Source organism: Streptomyces sp. NPDC004134 (assembly GCF_042874195.1).
Lineage (GTDB): Bacteria > Actinomycetota > Actinomycetes > Streptomycetales > Streptomycetaceae > Streptomyces.
The window spans coordinates 24,961-41,206 of the sequence record NZ_JBIAMS010000033.1 but is presented as its reverse complement, the minus strand read 5'-3'; the positions used below and the strand labels follow the sequence as shown (position 1 = coordinate 41,206).

The window sequence follows — 16,246 nt, the reverse complement described above, 5'->3', positions numbered from 1 at the left end:
GGCCGGACGATCAGTCGAGGCCGGGCCCCTCCTACCGCCACCCGTCAGCGGTGACCGCCGCCCCGGGAGGGCGGCGGCAGGGGGGTGGCGGTGAGCCAGGCGGCGACGTGGCGGAGTTCGGCGGCGTGGGCCGCCGGGTCGTAGCCGTCGTCCGTCGCCGCCAGGTAGGCCGCGTCGATCACCGTGACCAGCCAGCGCGCCGCCCGTGGCGGGGGGAAGGGCGGCGTGCGGCCCTTCGTCGCCAGGCGCTCCAGGAGCGTCGTCAGGGCCGCCAGGGTGCGGGCCTCGTCGTCTCCCAGCAGCCCGGCGAACTTCACGTCCCGGCTCGCCTGGATCAGCGCCGCGGCGATCAGGCCCGGCGCCTGCGGGTCGTCGAGGTCCGCGGTGAGGCGGTCGAAGAGGAGGGCGAAGCCCTCCTCGGGGTCGGGCATCGCCAGCGCGCGGTCGCGGATCTCCGCGGTACGTGCCAGGTCGTCGGCGAAGAGGGCGTGGAAGATCGCCTTCTTGGTGGGGAAGTAGTGGAAGAGCGTCCCCGAGCCGATGCCCGCCCGGCGGCAGATGCGCGCCGTCGACGTCCCGTCCACCCCGTTCGCCGCGAACTCCTCCGCCGCCGCGGCCAGGATGCGGGCCCGCTTGCGCGCGTGCTGCTCGGGGTTCACGGTACGCATCACCGCCGAATATATCGGTGGGGGACCGGGGGCGACCGGCGTAGGGTCGCGCCCATGTCTGCTGTCCGTATGCACGCCGACGAGGCGGAGATAGACGCCGCGCTCGTACGGAGCCTGATCGCCGCCCAGTTCCCGCGGTGGGCCGGGCTGCCCGTCGAGCGGGTCGCCTCCGGCGGCACCGTCAACGCCGTCTTCCGGCTCGGCGACGAGCTGAGCGTGCGGATGCCCCTGACCGCCGCCGGCGCCAAGGACGTGGATCTGGAGTTCTCCCACCTGCCCCGGCTCGCCGCCGGCCTGCCCGTGCCCGTACCCGAGCCGGTCGCCGTGGGCGAGCCCGGGGCGGGCTACCCCTGGCAGTGGAGCGTCTGCCGCTGGCTGCCCGGGACGATCCTGCCGCCCGACGCCGGCGTCGCCGCCCCGGGTCCGCTCGCCGGCCAGCTCGCCGGCTTCGTCAACGCCATGCGCGCCGCGGACCCGGCCGGCGGCCCGCCCTCGTACCGCAGTGAGACCCTGGCCGACCGGGACGCGGAGACCCGCGCCTGCCTCGCGCAACTCCGGCCCGGGGACGGCGTGGACGTGCCCGCCGTGACCGCCGCCTGGGAGAACGCCCTGCGCGCGCCTGCGCACGCCGGGCCGCCGGTGTGGCTGCATGCCGACCTGTCCCCCGGGAACATCCTGCTCGCCGGCGACGGAAGCCTCGGCGGCGTCATCGACTTCGGCTGCATGGGCCTCGGCGAACCGGCCGTCGACCTGATCGCCGCCTGGAACCTCTTCACCGGCCCCGCGCGCGAGGCGTTCCGCGCCGCGGTGGCGGGCGGGGACGACGACGCGGCGTGGGCGCGCGGCCGCGGGTGGGCGCTGTCGATCTCGCTGATCCAGTTGCCGTACTACCGGCACACCAACCCGGTCATGGTCGCCAGCTCGAAGTTCGTCATCGACGAGGTGCTGGCCGAAGGGTAGGGTTGCGGGCATGAACTGGCGACATTGATTCGTATCTTCCGCCCGTCCCGAACGGCGGCTGGCGGCCTGCTTCTACGCGTACTCGTTCCTGGACGACTTCGTCCTGCTCTACCCCGTGTACGCGCTGCTCTTCGCCGACCACGGGCTGTCGCTGTGGCAGGTCTCCTCCCTCTTCGTCATCTGGTCGCTGACGTCCCTCCTGCTCGAAGTCCCCTCCGGGGCCTGGGCCGACGCGTTCTCCCGCCGCCTGCTGCTGTGCGCGGGGCCGCTGCTGACGGGCGCGGGGTTCACGCTGTGGATACTGGCGCCGTCGTACTGGGCGTTCGCCGCGGGGTTCGTGCTGTGGGGAGCCAAGGGCGCGTTCGCGTCGGGGGCGCTGGAGGCGCTGCTCTACGAGGAGTTGGGCCGGGCGGGCGCGGCCGGCCGGTACGCGCGCACGCTGGGGCGCGGGCGCGCGGCGGGCACGGTGGGCGTGATGGCCTCGATGGCGGCGGCGGCCCCGGTGTTCGCGGCCGGCGGGTACGCGGCGGTGGGGGCGGCGAGTGTGGCGTCGTGCCTGCTGGGCGCGGCGGTGGCGACGCGGTTTCCGGAGCACCGGGTGGCTGCCGCCGGCGCCGAGACGGTACGGGCGCGGGGGCCGGGTCCGGCGGGTGGTGAGGCGGGACCGGAAGGGGAGGCAGCGTCGGACGGGGGCGCCCCGGGGAGCGCGGGCGGCTCCGCCGGTGCGCGCCGGGGCGAGCACGGCGCGCCCCCGGGCGTGGACGCCGGTCCCCCCGCCGACGGCGACGCCGACGCCGACTCCGATCCCGGTGCCGACGATCCCGATGCCGACGATCCCGGTCTCGGCTGGGTCGGCACCCTCCGCGCCGGGTTCGCCGAACTGCGCGCCGAGCCCTCCGTCCGCGGCGCCGTCCTCCTCGTCCCCGCCGTCGTCGCCGTCTGGGGCTCCCTCGACGAGTACACGCCCTACCTCGTCCGCGAGGCCGGCGTCGCCGACCCCGCCGTGCCGCTGTACCTGCTGCTGATCTGGGCCGGTGCCGCCGCCGGCGGGCTGCTGGCCGGGCGGGTCGAGGAGCGGGGCCGGGCCGCGCGGACGCCGGCGGGGTTGCTGGCCGCGCTGCTCGCCGGGTCCGCCGTGGCGCTCGCCGGGGGCGGGCTGCTGGGGACGGCGGGGCCGGGGGTGGGGATCGCGCTGGTGGGGGTCGCGTTCGGCGGGTTCCAGGTGGCGACCGTGCTCGCGGAGGCACGGTTGCAGGAGCGGATCACCGGGCCGGCACGGGCGACCCTGACCTCGCTGGCCGGCGTCGGTACGGACCTGGGGACGATCGCCGTCTACGGCGCGTACGGTCTGCTCGGCTCGGCCGCCGGGCTCGGCCACGGGGCCGCGTTCGCGGTGTGCGCGCTGCCGTATCTCGTCGTCGCGCCGCTGCTGCTGCGCGGCCGGGGGCGTAGACGGGCGTAGGACGCGGGAACCGGGGGCGGTGGGTCAGGGCACCGCCCCCGGTCCGCGGCGCCGCTACGCGCCGTCCCCCGTCACCGGTGCGCCGCTGGGCACCGAGGTCAGGCCGGCGTACAGCACGTCCGGGTCGGCCGGGCTGACGGCGAGGGCGCCGATGCCGTGGTGGCCGGAGTGCCGGATCGTCAGCTCGCCGTCGTCCGCGTCGTGGCGGTAGAGGTTGGTGCCGCTCCACGGGTCGCCGTACTCGAAGTAGACGACGTCGGCGTCGGTCGGATCGGGGCGCATCCAGCCGCCGTTGTAGATCACCACGTCCTCGCCGTCCTGGAACTGGTCGACGACGGGCCGGAAGGTGCGGCCGCCGTCGGTCGAGCGGTAGAGGTGCCGGCCGCTCTCGCCGGCCTCCAGCTCGGTGACGTTCAGCGCCTTCGCGTAGACCACCCGCGGGTCGACGGGCGAGATGGCCAGGGAGAAGCCGTTGACCTCGTCGCCCGCGGCGCCGAGCTTGACGCGGCGCCAGGTGCGGCCGGCGTCGTCGCTGGTGAAGCCGCCGGCGTCGCTCACGCCGACGACGATGCGGTCGAAGTCGGCGCTGGAGACCTTCGCGTCGTAGAACATGGTGTGCGGGCCGACCCCGGCCAGCGGGACGGGCGTGCCGATGGGGCGGAAGCTGCGCCCGTGGTCGGTGGACTCCAGCACGCGGCCGCCGTCGGTGACGGCCCGCAGGTGGCCGGCGCGGCGCGGGTTGGCGGTGAGCCCGTAGAGCCCGCCGAGCTTCTCGCCGTCGAAGGCCGGCATCCTGACGACCTCGTTGCCGTCGACCCGGTAGACGCGGTCGCCGCGCAACTCCCACACGTAGGCGCTGCCGTTGCGCCCCGGGGCGACGAACCAGTGCCCCGCCCCGAGCTTGGCGATGGTGGTCCAGCGGCAGCCGGCGTCGGCCGACCGGGTCACCCGGCCGTTGATGTCGGTGGCCAGCAGCCGGTTCGGGGTGGCGAGGGTCTCCAGGCCGGTGACCAACTGGTAGTACGGCGGCCGCTCGGCGGTGGTGGTCGGGGCGAAGGTGGCGCCGCCGTCCCGGGTGTGGGAGAGCGAGCCGTCGCTGACGACCTGGTCGCACTCGGGTGCGTCCCAGTGCTTCGGGTGCGCGGCGGCGTTGGCGGGAGCGGCGGCCGTGAACAGGCTCGCGACGAGCGCTGCGCCGACCGTCACGGTGGTAATCGCGCGGTGAAGGGGTCTCACCCGGATCTCCTCCTCGATGACGTTGTCCTCACCAGGAAGTACCGTGATCGTCTGGATGTCCACGTCGATCGGCTGGCGAACGGACGCCATGGCGCCCATGCGCCGCTCGCGCTGCCCCCATCAGGCGGGACATATCCGATACGCGCCCCGGGGGTCCACGTCATGTTCGAGCCGTTCGGCGTCCTCGCGTCCGACGAGGCCCTGTACCGCCTGCTGCTCCGCCATCCGCCGCTCGACACCTCGCGGCTGGCGGCGGCGGCCGGGCGTACGGAGGCCGAGACCGCCCCGGCGGTCGAGCGGCTCGCGGAGCTGGGCCTGGTCACGCTGCTGCCCGGGGCCCCGGTCCGGCTGGTCGCCACCCGTCCCGACGCGGCCGTCGACCAGCTCACGGTCCGCTGGCAGGACCAGGTCGCCGTGGCCAGGACCGCGGCCACCGCGCTCCTCGCCGATCTGCCGGTCGACCGCAGGCACCGGCCCGAGGACCAGGTGGAGATCCTCTTCGGCCGCGGCTCGGTCGCGGCGGCCTTCGACCGGCTGCAGCGGTCGGTGCGGCGCGAGTTGCTGGTCCTGGACCGGCCGCCGTACGCGCAGGAGCCGGCCGAGCCGAACCGGGCGGAGCTGGAGATCCTGGCGCGCGGCGCGCGGGTGCGCGGGCTGTACGCGCCGGAGGCGCTGGAGGTGCCGGGCGCGTTCGACGTCTTCGAGGCGGTCGTCGCGGCCGGGGAACAGGCCCGGGTGCATACGGACGTGCCGCTGAAGCTCGCCGTCGCCGACGCCTCGACGGCCATCCTGCCGTTCAGCCGCGAGGCGCACGAGATGGTCGACAGCGCGTTCGTGATCCACGAAGGGGCGCTGCTGGACGCGCTGGTGCAGCTCTTCGAGCTGCTGTGGGCGGCGGCGGTGCCGGTGCCGGGGCCGCTCGCCGCGGCGGGTGGCGCCGGGGGCGAGCGGGGCGGCGACGCCGAGTCCGACCGGCAACTGCTGACGCTGCTCGCGGCCGGGCTGAAAGACGAGGCGGTGGCGCGGCGGCTGGGGGTGAGCGCCCGTACCCTCAACCGCCGGGTCAGCGCGCTGATGCTGCGGCTCGGGGCCCGTACCCGCTTCCAGGCGGGGCTCCAGGCGGCCCGCAACGGAGCTGTCGACCTCTGACGCCGGGGCGGACACGAGGCAAGCGGCTGACGCGGCGTCAACCGACCCCAAGAAGACGAGCCGTTACCGGTCGGCGGGCTGCTCCGCCCCGGGCAGGGCCTGGGCCAGCACCTCGCGGTGCGTCGGCCTGGCGTCCTCGTACAGCCGCCGGCCCTCCTCCGTGAGCAGGACGAAGATGCCGCGCCTGTCGACGTCGCACATCGCCCGCGTCACCAGCCCCGCGCGCTCCAGCCGGGCCGTCAGCCGCGACGTCGCGCTCTGGCTCAGGTGCACCGCGCCGGCCAGCTCGGCCGCGCGGCACTTGTCGTGGCCGCTCGTCGCCAGGCCCTCCAGGGCCTCGAACTCGCTGACGCCGATGCCGTGCCTGCTCTGCAGCTCGCGCTCCAGCGCACCCCAGACCGCCGCGTGACAGGCCAGGAGGCCGTGCCAGCGGTCCACCAGGGCGCGTTCGGCGCCGACGTCGCTCACGCTCACGCAGCAAAGGTAACATGCGCGTGAACCTAATGCGACTTCATTAAATGCGTTGGCATTAGATGTCTCTGCATGTACTGTGATCCGTCATGAGCTCTTCCGCACATCTGTCCACGACCTCGACGAAGTGGGACGCCCGCCTGTGGGGCATCCTGCTGACCGTCTCCCTCGTGGTCGGCCTCGACGCTCTCGACGTGTCGATGGTGGGGGTCGCCCTCCCCTCCATCCAGGCCGACCTCGGGCTGTCCACGAGCACCCTTCAATGGGTCGTCAGCGGGTACGTCCTCACCTACGGCGGACTGCTCCTCCTCGGCGGCCGCACCGCCGACCTCCTCGGCCGGCGGCGGGTGTTCCTCGTCGCCGTCGCGGTGTTCGCCGTCACCTCGCTGCTCGGCGGGCTGGTCGACGACGGCGGGCTGCTGATCGCGACCCGGTTGCTGAAGGGCGTCTCCGCGGCGTTCACCGCGCCCGCCGCGCTCTCGATCATCACCACGACCTTCGCCGAGGGCCCGGCGCGCAACAAGGCGCTCGGGATCTTCGCCGTCTTCGGCGCCAGCGGCTACAGCGCGGGGCTCGTCTTCTCCGGCCTGCTGACCGAGGTCGGCTGGCGCTGGACCTTCTTCCTGCCCTTCCCCATCGCCCTGATCGCGCTCGTCGCCGCCTTCCGCGTGCTGCCGAAGGAGGGGCGTCCCGAGCGCACCGGCGGCTACGACATCCCCGGCGCGGTGACCGGCGTCGGGGCGATGCTGCTGCTCGTCTACACCGTCGTCGAGGCGCCCGAGGTGGGCTGGGGCGCGGCCCGTACGCTGCTGCAGTTCGCCGCGGCCGCGGTGCTGCTGGCCGCGTTCCTCGCCATCGAGCGGCGCAGCAGCCACCCGCTGATCCGGCTCGGCATCCTGCGCTCCGGCCCGCTGGCCCGCGCGAACCTCGGCGCCGCCGTGTTCTTCGGCGGGTACCTGGGCTTCCAGTTCCTGGTCATGCAGTACCTGCAGTCCGTGCTGGGCTGGTCGGCGATGGAGACGGCGCTCGGCTTCCTGCCGGCCGCGCTGATCGTCGCGTTCGGCTCGCCGCGGATGGACTCGCTGATCGACCGGGTCGGCACCACGCGCACCATCGCGGGCGGCGTCGTGGCGCACCTGCTGGCGTACGTGCTCTTCCTCGCCATCGACCGGGACGCGCCGTACCTCGTCGGCACCCTGCCGAGCATGGTGCTGCTGGGCCTCGGCTTCATGCTGGCGTTCGCCTCGTTCAACATCCAGGCCACCGCGGGTATCCAGGACGACGAGCAGGGTCTCGCCGGCGGGCTGCTGAACACCTCGCTCCAGGTGGGCGGGGCGATCGGGCTGGCGGTCGTGACCGCCGTGCTCACCGCCAACGCGGAGGGCGCCACCGGCTCGCGGGCGCTGCTGAACGGCTTCGACCCGGCGCTGTACGTGGTCGCGGCCATGGCGCTGCTGGGCCTCGTCATCGCGCTCACCGGGCTGCGCGGGCCGCGCCGCCCGGAGCGCGAGCAGAAGCCGGTGGAGGACCGCGAGTACGTCTACGCGGCCGACTGACCGGCACCGCCACGACCACGGGGAATCGGGGGTACACGGACCCGGGCCGGCCAGGCCCGGGTCCGTTTCCGTGCCCGCTCACCCCGCCGGGGCGGCCCCGTCCTCCTCCCCCTCCCCTTCCTCCTCGTCCGGCGTTACCCCCAGGCTGTGGAGGAACGCCGCCGCGGCCGGGGATGGCCGGGTACGGGGCCAGACGAGGCGCTCCTCCCGGGACGGGCCGTCGGCGATCCGGACGGTGGCCAGGCCCGGGAGGCGGGGCGCGAAGGTGCTGGGGAGGAGGGCGACCCCCAGCCCGGCCCGTACGAGATCGGCCATGAAGTCCATCGACGACACCTCGAAGCCCACCGTCCGCCGCAGCCCCGCCGCCGCGAACGCCTCCTCCGACTGCGCCCGTGCCGCCGTGCCCGCCGCGAAGTCGACGAAGGTCTCCTCCGCCAGCCGCGCCAGATCCGTCTCGCCCGTACCCACCAGCGGGTGGTCCGGCGGCAGGACGGCCAGGTGCCGGTCCCGTACGAGGACCCGCTCGCGGACCTTCTCCGCCCGGAAGCCCGCGGGGACGCCGAGCAGCGCCAGGTCGTACGTGCCCTCCGCGACCGCCCGCACCAGGTTCTCGCTCGCGCCCACCGCCAGGCTGATCCGCACCTGCGGATACGTGTCGTGGAACTCCTTCAGCGCCGCCGGCAGGTTCACCGCCGCCACCGTCGGGATCGACCCGATCGCCAGCCGCCCGCGCACCTCCCCCGTCGCCGCCGCTACCTCCGCGCGGGCCCGCTCCGCCGCGGCGAGGGTGGCGCGGGCGGCGGGCAGGAACGCCTCGCCGGCGCGGGTGGGGCGCACCCGCCGGCTCGTACGGTCGAACAGCCGGGCGCCCAGCTCCCGTTCGAGCTTGCCGATCTGATGGCTCAGCGCCGACTGGACGACATGGCAGCGCTCGGCGGCGCGGGTGAATCCGCCGGTGTCCGCGACGGCGACGACGTAGCGCAGTTGCTGCAGCTCCATGCGATCCATCGTGATACGAGATGGATCAGATGACAACTATGTGTTGGACTCATCCATGGGGGCGGGCGGAGTCTGGGGTCATGACAACGGACTCGGTATCACCGCGCGAGGAGCCCGCCACTCTCGGCCGCGGCCTGCTGCTGCTCATGGCGACCGCCACCGGCCTGTCCGTGGCGGGCAACTACTTCGCCCAGCCCCTCCTCGACCTCATCGGCCGCGACCTGCACGTCGGCAGCACGCTGGCCGCGCTCGTCGTCACCGCCGCGCAGACCGGGTACGCGCTGGGCCTCATCCTCCTCGTCCCCCTCGGCGACGTGACCGACCGGCGGCGGCTGTCCGTCGGGCTCTTCGTCGCCACCGCCGCGTTCCTCGCGCTCACCGCCGCCGCGCCCAACGGGCCGGTGCTGCTCGCCGGTACGGTCCTCACCGCGCTGGCGTCCGTCGGCGCACAGGTCGTCGTCCCGTACGCGGCCGGGCTCGCGGCGCCGGAGGAGCGGGGGCGGGTGGTGGGCGTCGTGATGTCCGGCATCCTGCTCGGCGGGCTGCTGGCCCGTACCGCCTCGGGGGTGCTGTCGGAACTCGGCGGCTGGCGCACGATCTACTGGGTCAACGCCCTGCTCATGGCCGGCATGGCCGTCCTCCTCCACCGCCACCTGCCGCGGCTGCCGGCGGCGGGCGCGGGGATGGCGCGCATGTCGTATCCCGCGCTGCTGCGCTCCACGGTCGCGCTGCTGCGCGAGGAGCCGGTGCTGCGGCGGCGGTCGGCGCTGGGGGCGCTGTCGCTGGCCTCGTACAGCGTGCAGTTGACGGCGCTGACGTTCCTGCTGGCGCGGCCGCCGTACGGCTGGTCGGAGTCGGCGATCGGGCTCTTCGGCCTGGTCGGGGCGCTGGGCGTGGTGACGATGACGTTCGCGGGGCGGCTCAACGACCGTGGCCACGTGCAGGCGGTGACGGGCGCGGGAGTGCTGCTGCTGACCGGCTCGTGGGTGCTGCTGGGGGTGGCCGGGTCTTCGCTGCTGTGGCTGGTCGTCGGGATCGTCGGCCTCAACGTCGCGCAGCAGGCGGTGCTCAACAGCAACCAGGCGGTCGTGTACGCGATACGCCCGGACGCCCGCAACCGCATCAACTCGGCGTTCATGACCAGCTTCTTCGCGGGCGGGGCGGTGGGCTCCGCGCTGACGTCGGTGGTCTGGTCGCGGGGCGGCTGGCCGGCGGTGTCGGCGCTGGGCGCGGTACTGGCGGCGGGAACGGTGGTGCTCTGGGTGGCGGAGCGGGTGGGGGAGGCGCGGGGTGCGCGGGGTGCGGTACGCACCTCCGGGGAGGACGGGCCGCGGACCACCGGCAAGGACCCTGCGCCGCGGACCGGCCCGGACTCCGTGGCGAACTCCGCTACGCCCCCTGCCCCTGCCCCCGCCGCAGACTCCGCCACGACCCCCGCCACCCGCCCCGCACGTCAGAGGAGCGCCGCCTGATGCGTATCACCGTCTTCGGAGCCACCGGCCAGATCGGCAGCCGTATCGTCGCCGAGGCCCAGGCCCGCGGCCACGACGTCACCGCCGTCGTCCGCACCCCGCGCCGGCCCTCCGACCTGCCCGCCGGTGCCGAGATCCGCATCGGCGACGCGACCAGCGCCGCGGACGTCGCGGCCCTCGGCGCGGGACAGGACCTGATCGTCGGCGCCACCCGGCCGGCACCCGGCGCGGAGGAGCAACTGCCCGCGATGGCACGGGCGCTGCTCGCGGGCGCGGCGGCGTCGGAGGTGCGGCTGCTGCTGGTCGGCGGCTCCGCCACGCTGACCCTGCCGGGCAGCGGCGGGGTGCAGGTGATGGACGGCCCCGGCTTCCCGGCGCCGTGGCTGCCCATCGCCCGTGCCTGCGCGGTGCAGTTGGAGACCTGCCGGGCGGCGGAGCCGGCGGTGGACTGGGCGTACGCGAGCCCGCCGCACCTGATCCTGCCGGGTGCGCGCACGGGCGCGTACCGGCTGGGCGGGGACGAACTCGTCGTCGACGAGGCGGGCGAGTCGGCCATCTCGATGGAGGACTTCGCGGTGGCGCTCCTGGACGAGGCCGAGCATCCGAAGCACCACCGCACGCGCTTCACGGTGGGGTACTGAGGGCTACGCCCCGCCCCCGCCCTGCTGGAGCGGGGCGAGCGCCGCGGCGATGTGGGCCTCCGCCGCCGCGCGGTCGACGCCGAGCCGGGAGAGGACGCCCGCGCCGTTCTCCTGCTCCAGCAGCGCCAGCAGGATGTGCTCCGTACCGATGTAGTTGTGGCCGAGCCGCAGCGCCTCGCGGAAGGTCAGCTCCAGGGCCTTCTTCCCCTCGGCGTTGTACGGGATCAGCTCCGGCACCGTGCCCTCCGCGGCCGGCGGCAGCGCGGCGGCGGCCTCCTGGCGCACGGTGTCGAGGAGGATGTCCTGCGCGACGATCGACGCGGCGCCGATGCCGGCGGGGTCGGCGATGAGCCCGAGGACGAGGTGGGCGGGCCCGATCTCGGTGTTGCCCGCGGCGCGCGCCTCGTTCTGGGACGCCATCACGACGTTCTTGGCGCGGCCGGTGAACCGGGCGAAGCCCTCGCTCGGGTCGAGCGTGAGGCCCTCGTCCGAGCCCTTGGTCACGAACCGCTTCTGGGCGGCCTGCCGGGTGACGCCCATGCTCTTGCCGATGTCGGTCCAGGAGGCGCCGGAGCGCCGCGCCTGGTCGACGAAGTGGCCGATGAGGTGGTCCGCGACGTCGCCGAGGTGGTCGGCGGCGACGACGGCGCCGGTGAGCTGGTCGAGGACGTCGGGGTGGACCTTCTTGATGGCCTCGATGAGGTCGTCGAGGCGTACGGGATGCGTAGAGCGTTCGGGTTCGGTCATGCTGGCAACCGTAGGTTGACACTTGAGCTTGCGTCAACCCTGGGTTGACACCGTGCGGAAGTGGGTGGTCAGCCGGCCGTCCGGGTCCAGGACGTGGAACGCCACGGCGGGCGGCTGGTCGAGGTGGACGTGCTGACCGGCGTGCGCGCGCCGCTCCCAGGGCAGCCGGACGGTGTTGACGACCCCGCCGGCGACGAGCAGCGGGCGGCCGGCGAAGGTGGTGGCGGCGGAGGTGTGGGCGTGTCCGGCGAGGAAGGCGGCCACCTGGGGGTGCCGCCCGGTCAGCTCGGCTAGCCGTGCTTCGTCGAACTGCCGGATCTCGTCCACGTACGGCACATGCAACTCGACGGGCGGATGGTGGAACGCGACCAGCACCGGCTCCCCTGCCTGCACCCGCCCCAACTCCCCCTCCAGCCACGCCAGCGTCCCGTCCCCGAGCCACCCCTCGGGCTTCCCCGGCACCGACGAGTCACACGCGAGCACCGTGAACCCGGCCCCGCGGTACACCTGATCGACGGGCGCCGTCGACTCCGCCTCCCCGAGCAGCCCGCCGCGGAAGGCGGCGCGGTCGTCGTGGTTCCCGGGGCAGACCAGCACGGGATGCCGCGAGGCGAGCAGTTCGCGGGCGGTCGCGTACTCGGCGGGGGTGCCGTGGTCGGCGATGTCCCCGGTGACGAGGACGAGATCCAGGTCGTACGGCAGTTCCTCCAGGTACTCGACGACGGCACGGGTCCGCCGGACACTGCGCTCGTCGTCGATGTGAACGTCACTGAAATGCGCAATCACGGCCACGGGTGCACCCCTCCCCGGCACGCCCCACCGGCGCCCCACCGCACGCTACGACCGCCCGGGAGGCCGGGTGAACAGCCAGTCCAGGATCGGTGGCCCTGAACACCGCCCAGACGACTTTGCCGATGCCGATGCCGGTGCCGGTGCCGGTGCGGTCGGCGGGCCTGGCGTGTGCGTGGGGTGGGCCCCGCGGATCTGGGCTCGGTCCGGTTGCCGATGTCCGCGGTGGGTGGGGGGCGAGGGCTGGTGCGGGGTGGGAGCGGTTGCGGGAGTTCGCGGCGCCGGGGTGGGGGCCGGGTGCGTGGCGGGGCGGGCGCGGGATGGACCGGTGTCGGGGGCGGCGGCGCGGTGGGCCCTTGGTGTCGGGCTGGCCGGCGTCGGGGGAAGGGCGGGCGCCGGGGTGGGCGGTCTCGTAGGCGAAAGGGCCGACGTGGGTTTTGGAGCATTGGCCCCCCAGGCCGGAGCCCAGCCACGTCCCCGTAGGAACCCGCTCCGGCCGCAGCGGCGATCACACGTAGCAGCCCGCGCCCGCCAGCACCCGGAGCCCGCCCACCCGGGGAAGCGACCGGCGACGAGGCCGCCCCCGCCGCATGCAGCACCGGAACACCGCACCCGGGGAAGCCGCGCCCAACTCCCGGCCGCGTGAGGTGCGTCCGCGCGGCGACGGCGCGCCGGGGTTCTGCCCGGCGTCGAGTGGGCAGGGCGTGCGTGCCGCGGGGCAAAACTCGGGCCCTGGGGCCCGATCCGGCCCGGATCCGGGGGTGTTACCACGAGTTACGACCCAATCCCCTCCCCTCGGGCGCCCCGGACGGCGGTTGCCCGGCCTGGGAGCGACTGCGTGCGCGCCGGTGGGCGAATGTCGGCCCGCGGGGGCGGTTTGCCCCAGCTTGCTGGGAGGGTTGCAGCGAGTTTCGCTACATCCCTCTCGCGCGTGGCGAAAGTCAGGCTGAGGGGCGATTTGGACGGGGTTCGCCCGCCGGATGTCGCGAGTTTGGTGCGCTGGCGTTCAATCGGGGTGGCCAGGCGGGGACTGGCGCGCCTCGGTGGGCGAGAGCCGGGGCCGCTGGGGCGGCTCCCGCGAGCTACCCGGTCGCGTATGTTCCGGGCGCCGGCGGGTGGGCCGTGGCCTCGCGAGTGCGGCTGGGTGGGCGAAAGTCGGTGCCTGGGGGCTGATTCGGCCCGGATCCGGGGGAGTTACCGCGAGTTACGGCCCAGTTTCTCCCCTCCGGCGGTACGGGCACCCCCCCCGGCGGGTGATCGCGGGCGGAGGCACGTCGGGCGGCAGGCGTTGGGCGTTGCTTCCCCGGGTGCGCGATTTCCGGGCACTGGCGGGCGCGGGTTCTTGCGTGTGATCGCCGCTGCGGCCGGAGCGGGTTCCTTCGGGGACGTGGCTGGGCTCCGGCGTGGGGGCCCAATGCTCCAAAACCCCCGCACGGACCGCTCCCGCGCGACACCGTCCACCCCAACTCGGACCCCCCGACCCCGACAAGCCCTCACGTCCGCCACAACTTGACCCCGGCTTCCCCGGCTCACCCCGGCCCCGGCTCCTCCGGCCCGGCCCCCGTACCCGGTCCCACCCCCACGACGCACCCGGCCGGTGTCGCGCCGATCCCGGCCTCCTCCGGCCACACCCACCGCCACCGCCTCAATCCCGGCGGCGACCGTCTGTGCCGGCCGAAGAGGGCGTCCCGCAGGGGATCTTGAACACTGCCCAGACGACTTTGCCGATGCCGGTGCGGTCGGAGGTGCCCCAGTCGTCGGCGAGCGCGTCGACCAATTGCAGCCCGCGCCCGTGGTCGTCCGTTTCCGCGGGCGTAAGGAGACGCGGCAGCGCGTCACTCGCGTCGTGCACCTCGATACGTACGACGCCATCCCCGACGGCAACGTGCACGCGAAACTGGCGTCCCCGCGGGGTGCCGTGGAGCAGGGCGTTGGTGGCCAGCTCGGAAACGCACAGGCGAATGTCGTCGGCGCGGTCGGCCGTGCCGACGATGCCCGCAACAAAGTCGCGCGCTCTACCGACGGAGCCGGCACTTCTGATGAACCCGCGCGCGTAGGCCGTCATGGTGCATACCTCGTTCCGGGGCGCGTGCGCCCGTACGCCCCTTGTGTGAGCCCCTTGCGGGGCGATTGGTTGCCAGCGGTGTTCCTACCTTCACCGACTTTGCCGACGGTGGTCCGCCGGGAACATGCACGAGGTGTCACCGATTGGCCAGGGTGGACAGCGAGTTGCAACGCAGAGGAGTTCGAAGAGATGGAGTTGAACAGAGAAGACGGCAAGCTCACGCCGCGAGTCAGGCTCGGCAGGCGGCTTCGCCGCCTCCGGGAGCGCAGGGGGCTGTCCCTCCGTCAGCTCTCCGAACGCGTGGGCGGCTACTCGCACAGTTATTTAGGCCGGGTGGAACTGGGGGAGCAGTTGCCCTCGGAAGCGCTGGTCAACGCGCTGGACGAGTTCTTCGATACCGACGGGGTGCTGGCGGAGCTGCTGGAGCTGGCACACGACACGATGATTCCGGACTACAGCCGGAAGGCGTTCAGCAAGGAGCCGCAGGCCGAGCGGATCCAAGTCTTCAACAGCAGTGTCGTTCCGAGCCTTCTGCAGACCCCGGAATACATGCGGGCGGCTTTTCAGGGAGTCCTGTTGGGCGAGTCCGAGGAGCAGATCGGTGAGCGCGTCGCTTTCCGCGTGAAGCGGCAGCGCATCCTGGATCGGCAGGAACCGCCGTACTACTGGGGAATCATGGACGAGTCAGCACTTAAGCGCCAAATTGGTGGTACACAGTGCATGGCTGCGCAAATAAAGCATCTGGTGCAGATCGCGGTCCGTCCGTACGCAACGGTGCAGATCCTCCCCTTCGCCAGAGGTGCACACCCCATAATGGGGGGCAGCCTCACCTTGCACACGCTGCCTGATGGCGCGACGATCGCCGTGGTCGAGAGCTTCGACTCCGGTGAACCCGTGGAGTCTCCGCGAAGGGTGCTTGAGCTGACGCAGAAGTTCGACACGGCCCGCTCGCTTGCTCTCACGAAAGGCGAGTCGCTGGATCTGATCCACGCATACGCGAAGGAGTACGCAGGTGAAGATGGTTCCTGACGCATCGGCTCTCCCCAACTGGCGAAAGTCCAGCCACAGCGAGAACTCGGCCGGCGGATGCGTAGAGGTGTCGGACGGATACCCCGACGGCGTTCCCGTCCGTGATTCCAAAGATCCGCACGGCCCCGCACTCATCTTCGGGACCGCCGCCTGGTCGTCGTTCGTCGCTGCCGTCAAGGGCGGGGAATTCCCCGTCACTTGAGCCCCGCCGGGGAGCCTCACCCCCCGTGGCGCCTCCAGACCAACCCCCACCCCGAGAGCGCGTGCTACCTGGACATCCACCGGGCCCCCTTCGGCGAGGAAGCGGCTCTCGCCGACCCGGTGGGCGTCACACTCGACACGGAGATCCTGGAGGACTACATCGGCTGACCCGCGGGGTCAGTTGTCCGCCAGGCGGGACAGGGCCAGGTTCAGTTCCAGGACGTTGACCTTTTCGTTGCCCAGGAAGCCCAGGTCCCGGCCCTCCTTGTGGGTGTTCACCAGGTTCTCCACCTGGGCCGTCCCCAGGCCGTTCTCCTTTGCGACCCGGTCCACCTGGATCTCCGCGTACGCCGGGGAGATGTGCGGGTCGATCGCCGAGCCCGAGCCCGTCACCGCGTCCTTCGGGACCTCCGACACCGGGACGTCGTTGAACGACGCCACCTGCTGCCGTGCCTCCTTCACCGTCTTCACCAGCGTCGCGTCCGACGCGCCCAGGTTCGACGGGCCCGTGGCCAGGGGGTCGTAGGCGCTGTTGGAGGGGCGGGGCTGGAACCAGCGGGGGTCGGGTTCGTCCGTGCCCTTGAGGTTCCAGCTCTGGCCTATCAGTTTCGAGCCCGCCTCCCGGCCCTCGTAGGCGACTTTCGAGCCGTTCGCCTTGCCGGCGAACGCGCCCTGCGCGATCCCCGTGATCACCAAGGGGTAGATCACGCCGGTGACCACGGTCAGGACAAGCAGCGCGCGCAGCGCGCTGAAGAGCAGGCGGGCGGTGGAGCGTGCGGAAGTGTTCATGTGGTCGGCCTC

The 16,246-nt window shown here is 73.5% G+C and carries 17 protein-coding genes; 9 read left to right on the top strand and 8 right to left on the bottom strand.

Annotation, left to right across the window (positions count from 1 at the left end):
* Positions 1-44: 44 nt before the first annotated feature.
* The gene (locus ACFYVJ_RS31095; protein ID WP_388898601.1) at positions 45-668 is read right to left on the bottom strand and encodes a TetR/AcrR family transcriptional regulator; all 624 of its coding nucleotides are present in this window, start codon (positions 666-668) and stop codon (positions 45-47) included.
* Between the two features lie 69 nt (positions 669-737).
* Here ACFYVJ_RS31095 and ACFYVJ_RS31090 point away from each other — a divergent pair, with 69 nt between their 5' ends.
* Both ACFYVJ_RS31090 and ACFYVJ_RS31085 read left to right on the top strand, forming a co-directional pair.
* Complete coding sequence (locus ACFYVJ_RS31090; RefSeq protein WP_388898769.1) at positions 738-1,628, top strand: aminoglycoside phosphotransferase family protein; 891 nt, start codon at positions 738-740, stop codon at positions 1,626-1,628.
* Between the two features lie 88 nt (positions 1,629-1,716).
* Positions 1,717-3,090, top strand: coding sequence for an MFS transporter (locus ACFYVJ_RS31085; protein ID WP_388898767.1), 1,374 nt, complete (start codon positions 1,717-1,719; stop codon positions 3,088-3,090).
* Between the two features lie 54 nt (positions 3,091-3,144).
* Here the strand turns inward: ACFYVJ_RS31085 and ACFYVJ_RS31080 are convergent, their stop codons facing one another.
* Positions 3,145-4,416 (bottom strand): hypothetical protein, encoded by a 1,272-nt coding sequence (locus ACFYVJ_RS31080; protein WP_388898598.1) that lies wholly within the window; start codon positions 4,414-4,416, stop codon positions 3,145-3,147.
* Positions 4,417-4,488: 72 nt separating this feature from the next.
* On the opposite strand from ACFYVJ_RS31080, the gene ACFYVJ_RS31075 reads away from it, so the two are divergent.
* Complete coding sequence (locus ACFYVJ_RS31075; RefSeq protein ID WP_388898596.1) at positions 4,489-5,475, top strand: LuxR C-terminal-related transcriptional regulator; 987 nt, start codon at positions 4,489-4,491, stop codon at positions 5,473-5,475.
* Between the two features lie 63 nt (positions 5,476-5,538).
* Here the strand turns inward: ACFYVJ_RS31075 and ACFYVJ_RS31070 are convergent, their stop codons facing one another.
* Complete coding sequence (locus ACFYVJ_RS31070) at positions 5,539-5,949, bottom strand: MarR family winged helix-turn-helix transcriptional regulator (RefSeq protein ID WP_388898593.1); 411 nt, start codon at positions 5,947-5,949, stop codon at positions 5,539-5,541.
* An 86-nt stretch (positions 5,950-6,035) separates the two neighbouring features.
* Here ACFYVJ_RS31070 and ACFYVJ_RS31065 point away from each other — a divergent pair, with 86 nt between their 5' ends.
* Positions 6,036-7,502, top strand: coding sequence for an MFS transporter (locus ACFYVJ_RS31065; protein ID WP_388898591.1), 1,467 nt, complete (start codon positions 6,036-6,038; stop codon positions 7,500-7,502).
* Between the two features lie 78 nt (positions 7,503-7,580).
* On the opposite strand, the gene ACFYVJ_RS31060 is transcribed toward ACFYVJ_RS31065, so the two are convergent.
* Positions 7,581-8,501 (bottom strand): LysR family transcriptional regulator, encoded by a 921-nt coding sequence (locus tag ACFYVJ_RS31060; RefSeq protein ID WP_388898588.1) that lies wholly within the window; start codon positions 8,499-8,501, stop codon positions 7,581-7,583.
* Positions 8,502-8,581: 80 nt separating this feature from the next.
* Here ACFYVJ_RS31060 and ACFYVJ_RS31055 point away from each other — a divergent pair, with 80 nt between their 5' ends.
* Both ACFYVJ_RS31055 and ACFYVJ_RS31050 read left to right on the top strand, forming a co-directional pair.
* Complete coding sequence (locus ACFYVJ_RS31055; RefSeq protein ID WP_388898585.1) at positions 8,582-9,973, top strand: MFS transporter; 1,392 nt, start codon at positions 8,582-8,584, stop codon at positions 9,971-9,973.
* A complete protein-coding gene (locus ACFYVJ_RS31050; RefSeq protein ID WP_388898582.1) occupies positions 9,973-10,614 on the top strand; it encodes an NAD(P)-dependent oxidoreductase in 642 nt (213 codons plus the stop codon). The genes ACFYVJ_RS31055 and ACFYVJ_RS31050 overlap by 1 nt, the downstream gene beginning before the upstream one ends.
* A 3-nt stretch (positions 10,615-10,617) precedes the next feature.
* On the opposite strand, the gene ACFYVJ_RS31045 is transcribed toward ACFYVJ_RS31050, so the two are convergent.
* From ACFYVJ_RS31045 to ACFYVJ_RS31035, 3 genes are all read right to left on the bottom strand, one after another.
* Entirely contained in the window at positions 10,618-11,361 is a 744-nt protein-coding gene (locus ACFYVJ_RS31045; RefSeq protein WP_388898579.1) for a Clp protease N-terminal domain-containing protein, read from the bottom strand.
* A gap of 33 nt (positions 11,362-11,394) precedes the next feature.
* Positions 11,395-12,153, bottom strand: a complete 759-nt coding sequence (locus tag ACFYVJ_RS31040) for a metallophosphoesterase (RefSeq protein ID WP_388898576.1) — start codon at positions 12,151-12,153, stop codon at positions 11,395-11,397.
* Positions 12,154-13,795: 1,642 nt separating this feature from the next.
* Positions 13,796-14,215, bottom strand: coding sequence for an ATP-binding protein (locus ACFYVJ_RS31035; protein WP_388898573.1), 420 nt, complete (start codon positions 14,213-14,215; stop codon positions 13,796-13,798).
* Positions 14,216-14,404: 189 nt separating this feature from the next.
* Between ACFYVJ_RS31035 and ACFYVJ_RS31030 the strand changes: the two genes are divergently transcribed.
* From ACFYVJ_RS31030 to ACFYVJ_RS31020, 3 genes are read left to right on the top strand one after another with little or no spacing between them, the layout of a single operon-like run.
* Positions 14,405-15,244 (top strand): DUF5753 domain-containing protein, encoded by an 840-nt coding sequence (locus ACFYVJ_RS31030; protein WP_388898570.1) that lies wholly within the window; start codon positions 14,405-14,407, stop codon positions 15,242-15,244.
* Entirely contained in the window at positions 15,234-15,446 is a 213-nt protein-coding gene (locus ACFYVJ_RS31025; protein WP_388898765.1) for a DUF397 domain-containing protein, read from the top strand. The genes ACFYVJ_RS31030 and ACFYVJ_RS31025 overlap by 11 nt, the downstream gene beginning before the upstream one ends.
* Positions 15,443-15,613: a hypothetical protein gene (locus ACFYVJ_RS31020; RefSeq protein ID WP_388898567.1), complete on the top strand. Its 171-nt coding sequence runs from the start codon at positions 15,443-15,445 to the stop codon at positions 15,611-15,613. Before ACFYVJ_RS31025 ends, ACFYVJ_RS31020 begins: the two co-directional genes overlap by 4 nt.
* Before the next feature lie 9 nt (positions 15,614-15,622).
* On the opposite strand, the gene kdpC is transcribed toward ACFYVJ_RS31020, so the two are convergent.
* Positions 15,623-16,234, bottom strand: coding sequence for a potassium-transporting ATPase subunit KdpC (kdpC, locus tag ACFYVJ_RS31015; RefSeq protein ID WP_388898564.1), 612 nt, complete (start codon positions 16,232-16,234; stop codon positions 15,623-15,625).
* Positions 16,235-16,246 lie beyond the last annotated feature (12 nt).

Bases quoted from the DNA above. Each gene is read 5' to 3' on its own strand.
- ACFYVJ_RS31030 (WP_388898570.1), top strand. From the start codon at position 14,405: ATGGAGTTGAACAGAGAAGACGGCAAGCTCACGCCGCGAGTCAGGCTC.
- ACFYVJ_RS31090 (WP_388898769.1), top strand. From the start codon at position 738: ATGCACGCCGACGAGGCGGAGATAGACGCCGCGCTCGTACGGAGCCTG.
- ACFYVJ_RS31035 (WP_388898573.1), bottom strand. From the start codon at position 14,215: ATGACGGCCTACGCGCGCGGGTTCATCAGAAGTGCCGGCTCCGTCGGT.
- ACFYVJ_RS31050 (WP_388898582.1), top strand. From the start codon at position 9,973: ATGCGTATCACCGTCTTCGGAGCCACCGGCCAGATCGGCAGCCGTATC.
- ACFYVJ_RS31060 (WP_388898588.1), bottom strand. From the start codon at position 8,501: ATGGAGCTGCAGCAACTGCGCTACGTCGTCGCCGTCGCGGACACCGGC.
- ACFYVJ_RS31065 (WP_388898591.1), top strand. From the start codon at position 6,036: ATGAGCTCTTCCGCACATCTGTCCACGACCTCGACGAAGTGGGACGCC.
- ACFYVJ_RS31025 (WP_388898765.1), top strand. From the start codon at position 15,234: ATGGTTCCTGACGCATCGGCTCTCCCCAACTGGCGAAAGTCCAGCCAC.
- kdpC (WP_388898564.1), bottom strand. From the start codon at position 16,234: ATGAACACTTCCGCACGCTCCACCGCCCGCCTGCTCTTCAGCGCGCTG.
- ACFYVJ_RS31080 (WP_388898598.1), bottom strand. From the start codon at position 4,416: ATGGCGTCCGTTCGCCAGCCGATCGACGTGGACATCCAGACGATCACG.
- ACFYVJ_RS31055 (WP_388898585.1), top strand. From the start codon at position 8,582: ATGACAACGGACTCGGTATCACCGCGCGAGGAGCCCGCCACTCTCGGC.
- ACFYVJ_RS31075 (WP_388898596.1), top strand. From the start codon at position 4,489: ATGTTCGAGCCGTTCGGCGTCCTCGCGTCCGACGAGGCCCTGTACCGC.
- ACFYVJ_RS31095 (WP_388898601.1), bottom strand. From the start codon at position 668: ATGCGTACCGTGAACCCCGAGCAGCACGCGCGCAAGCGGGCCCGCATC.
- ACFYVJ_RS31045 (WP_388898579.1), bottom strand. From the start codon at position 11,361: ATGACCGAACCCGAACGCTCTACGCATCCCGTACGCCTCGACGACCTC.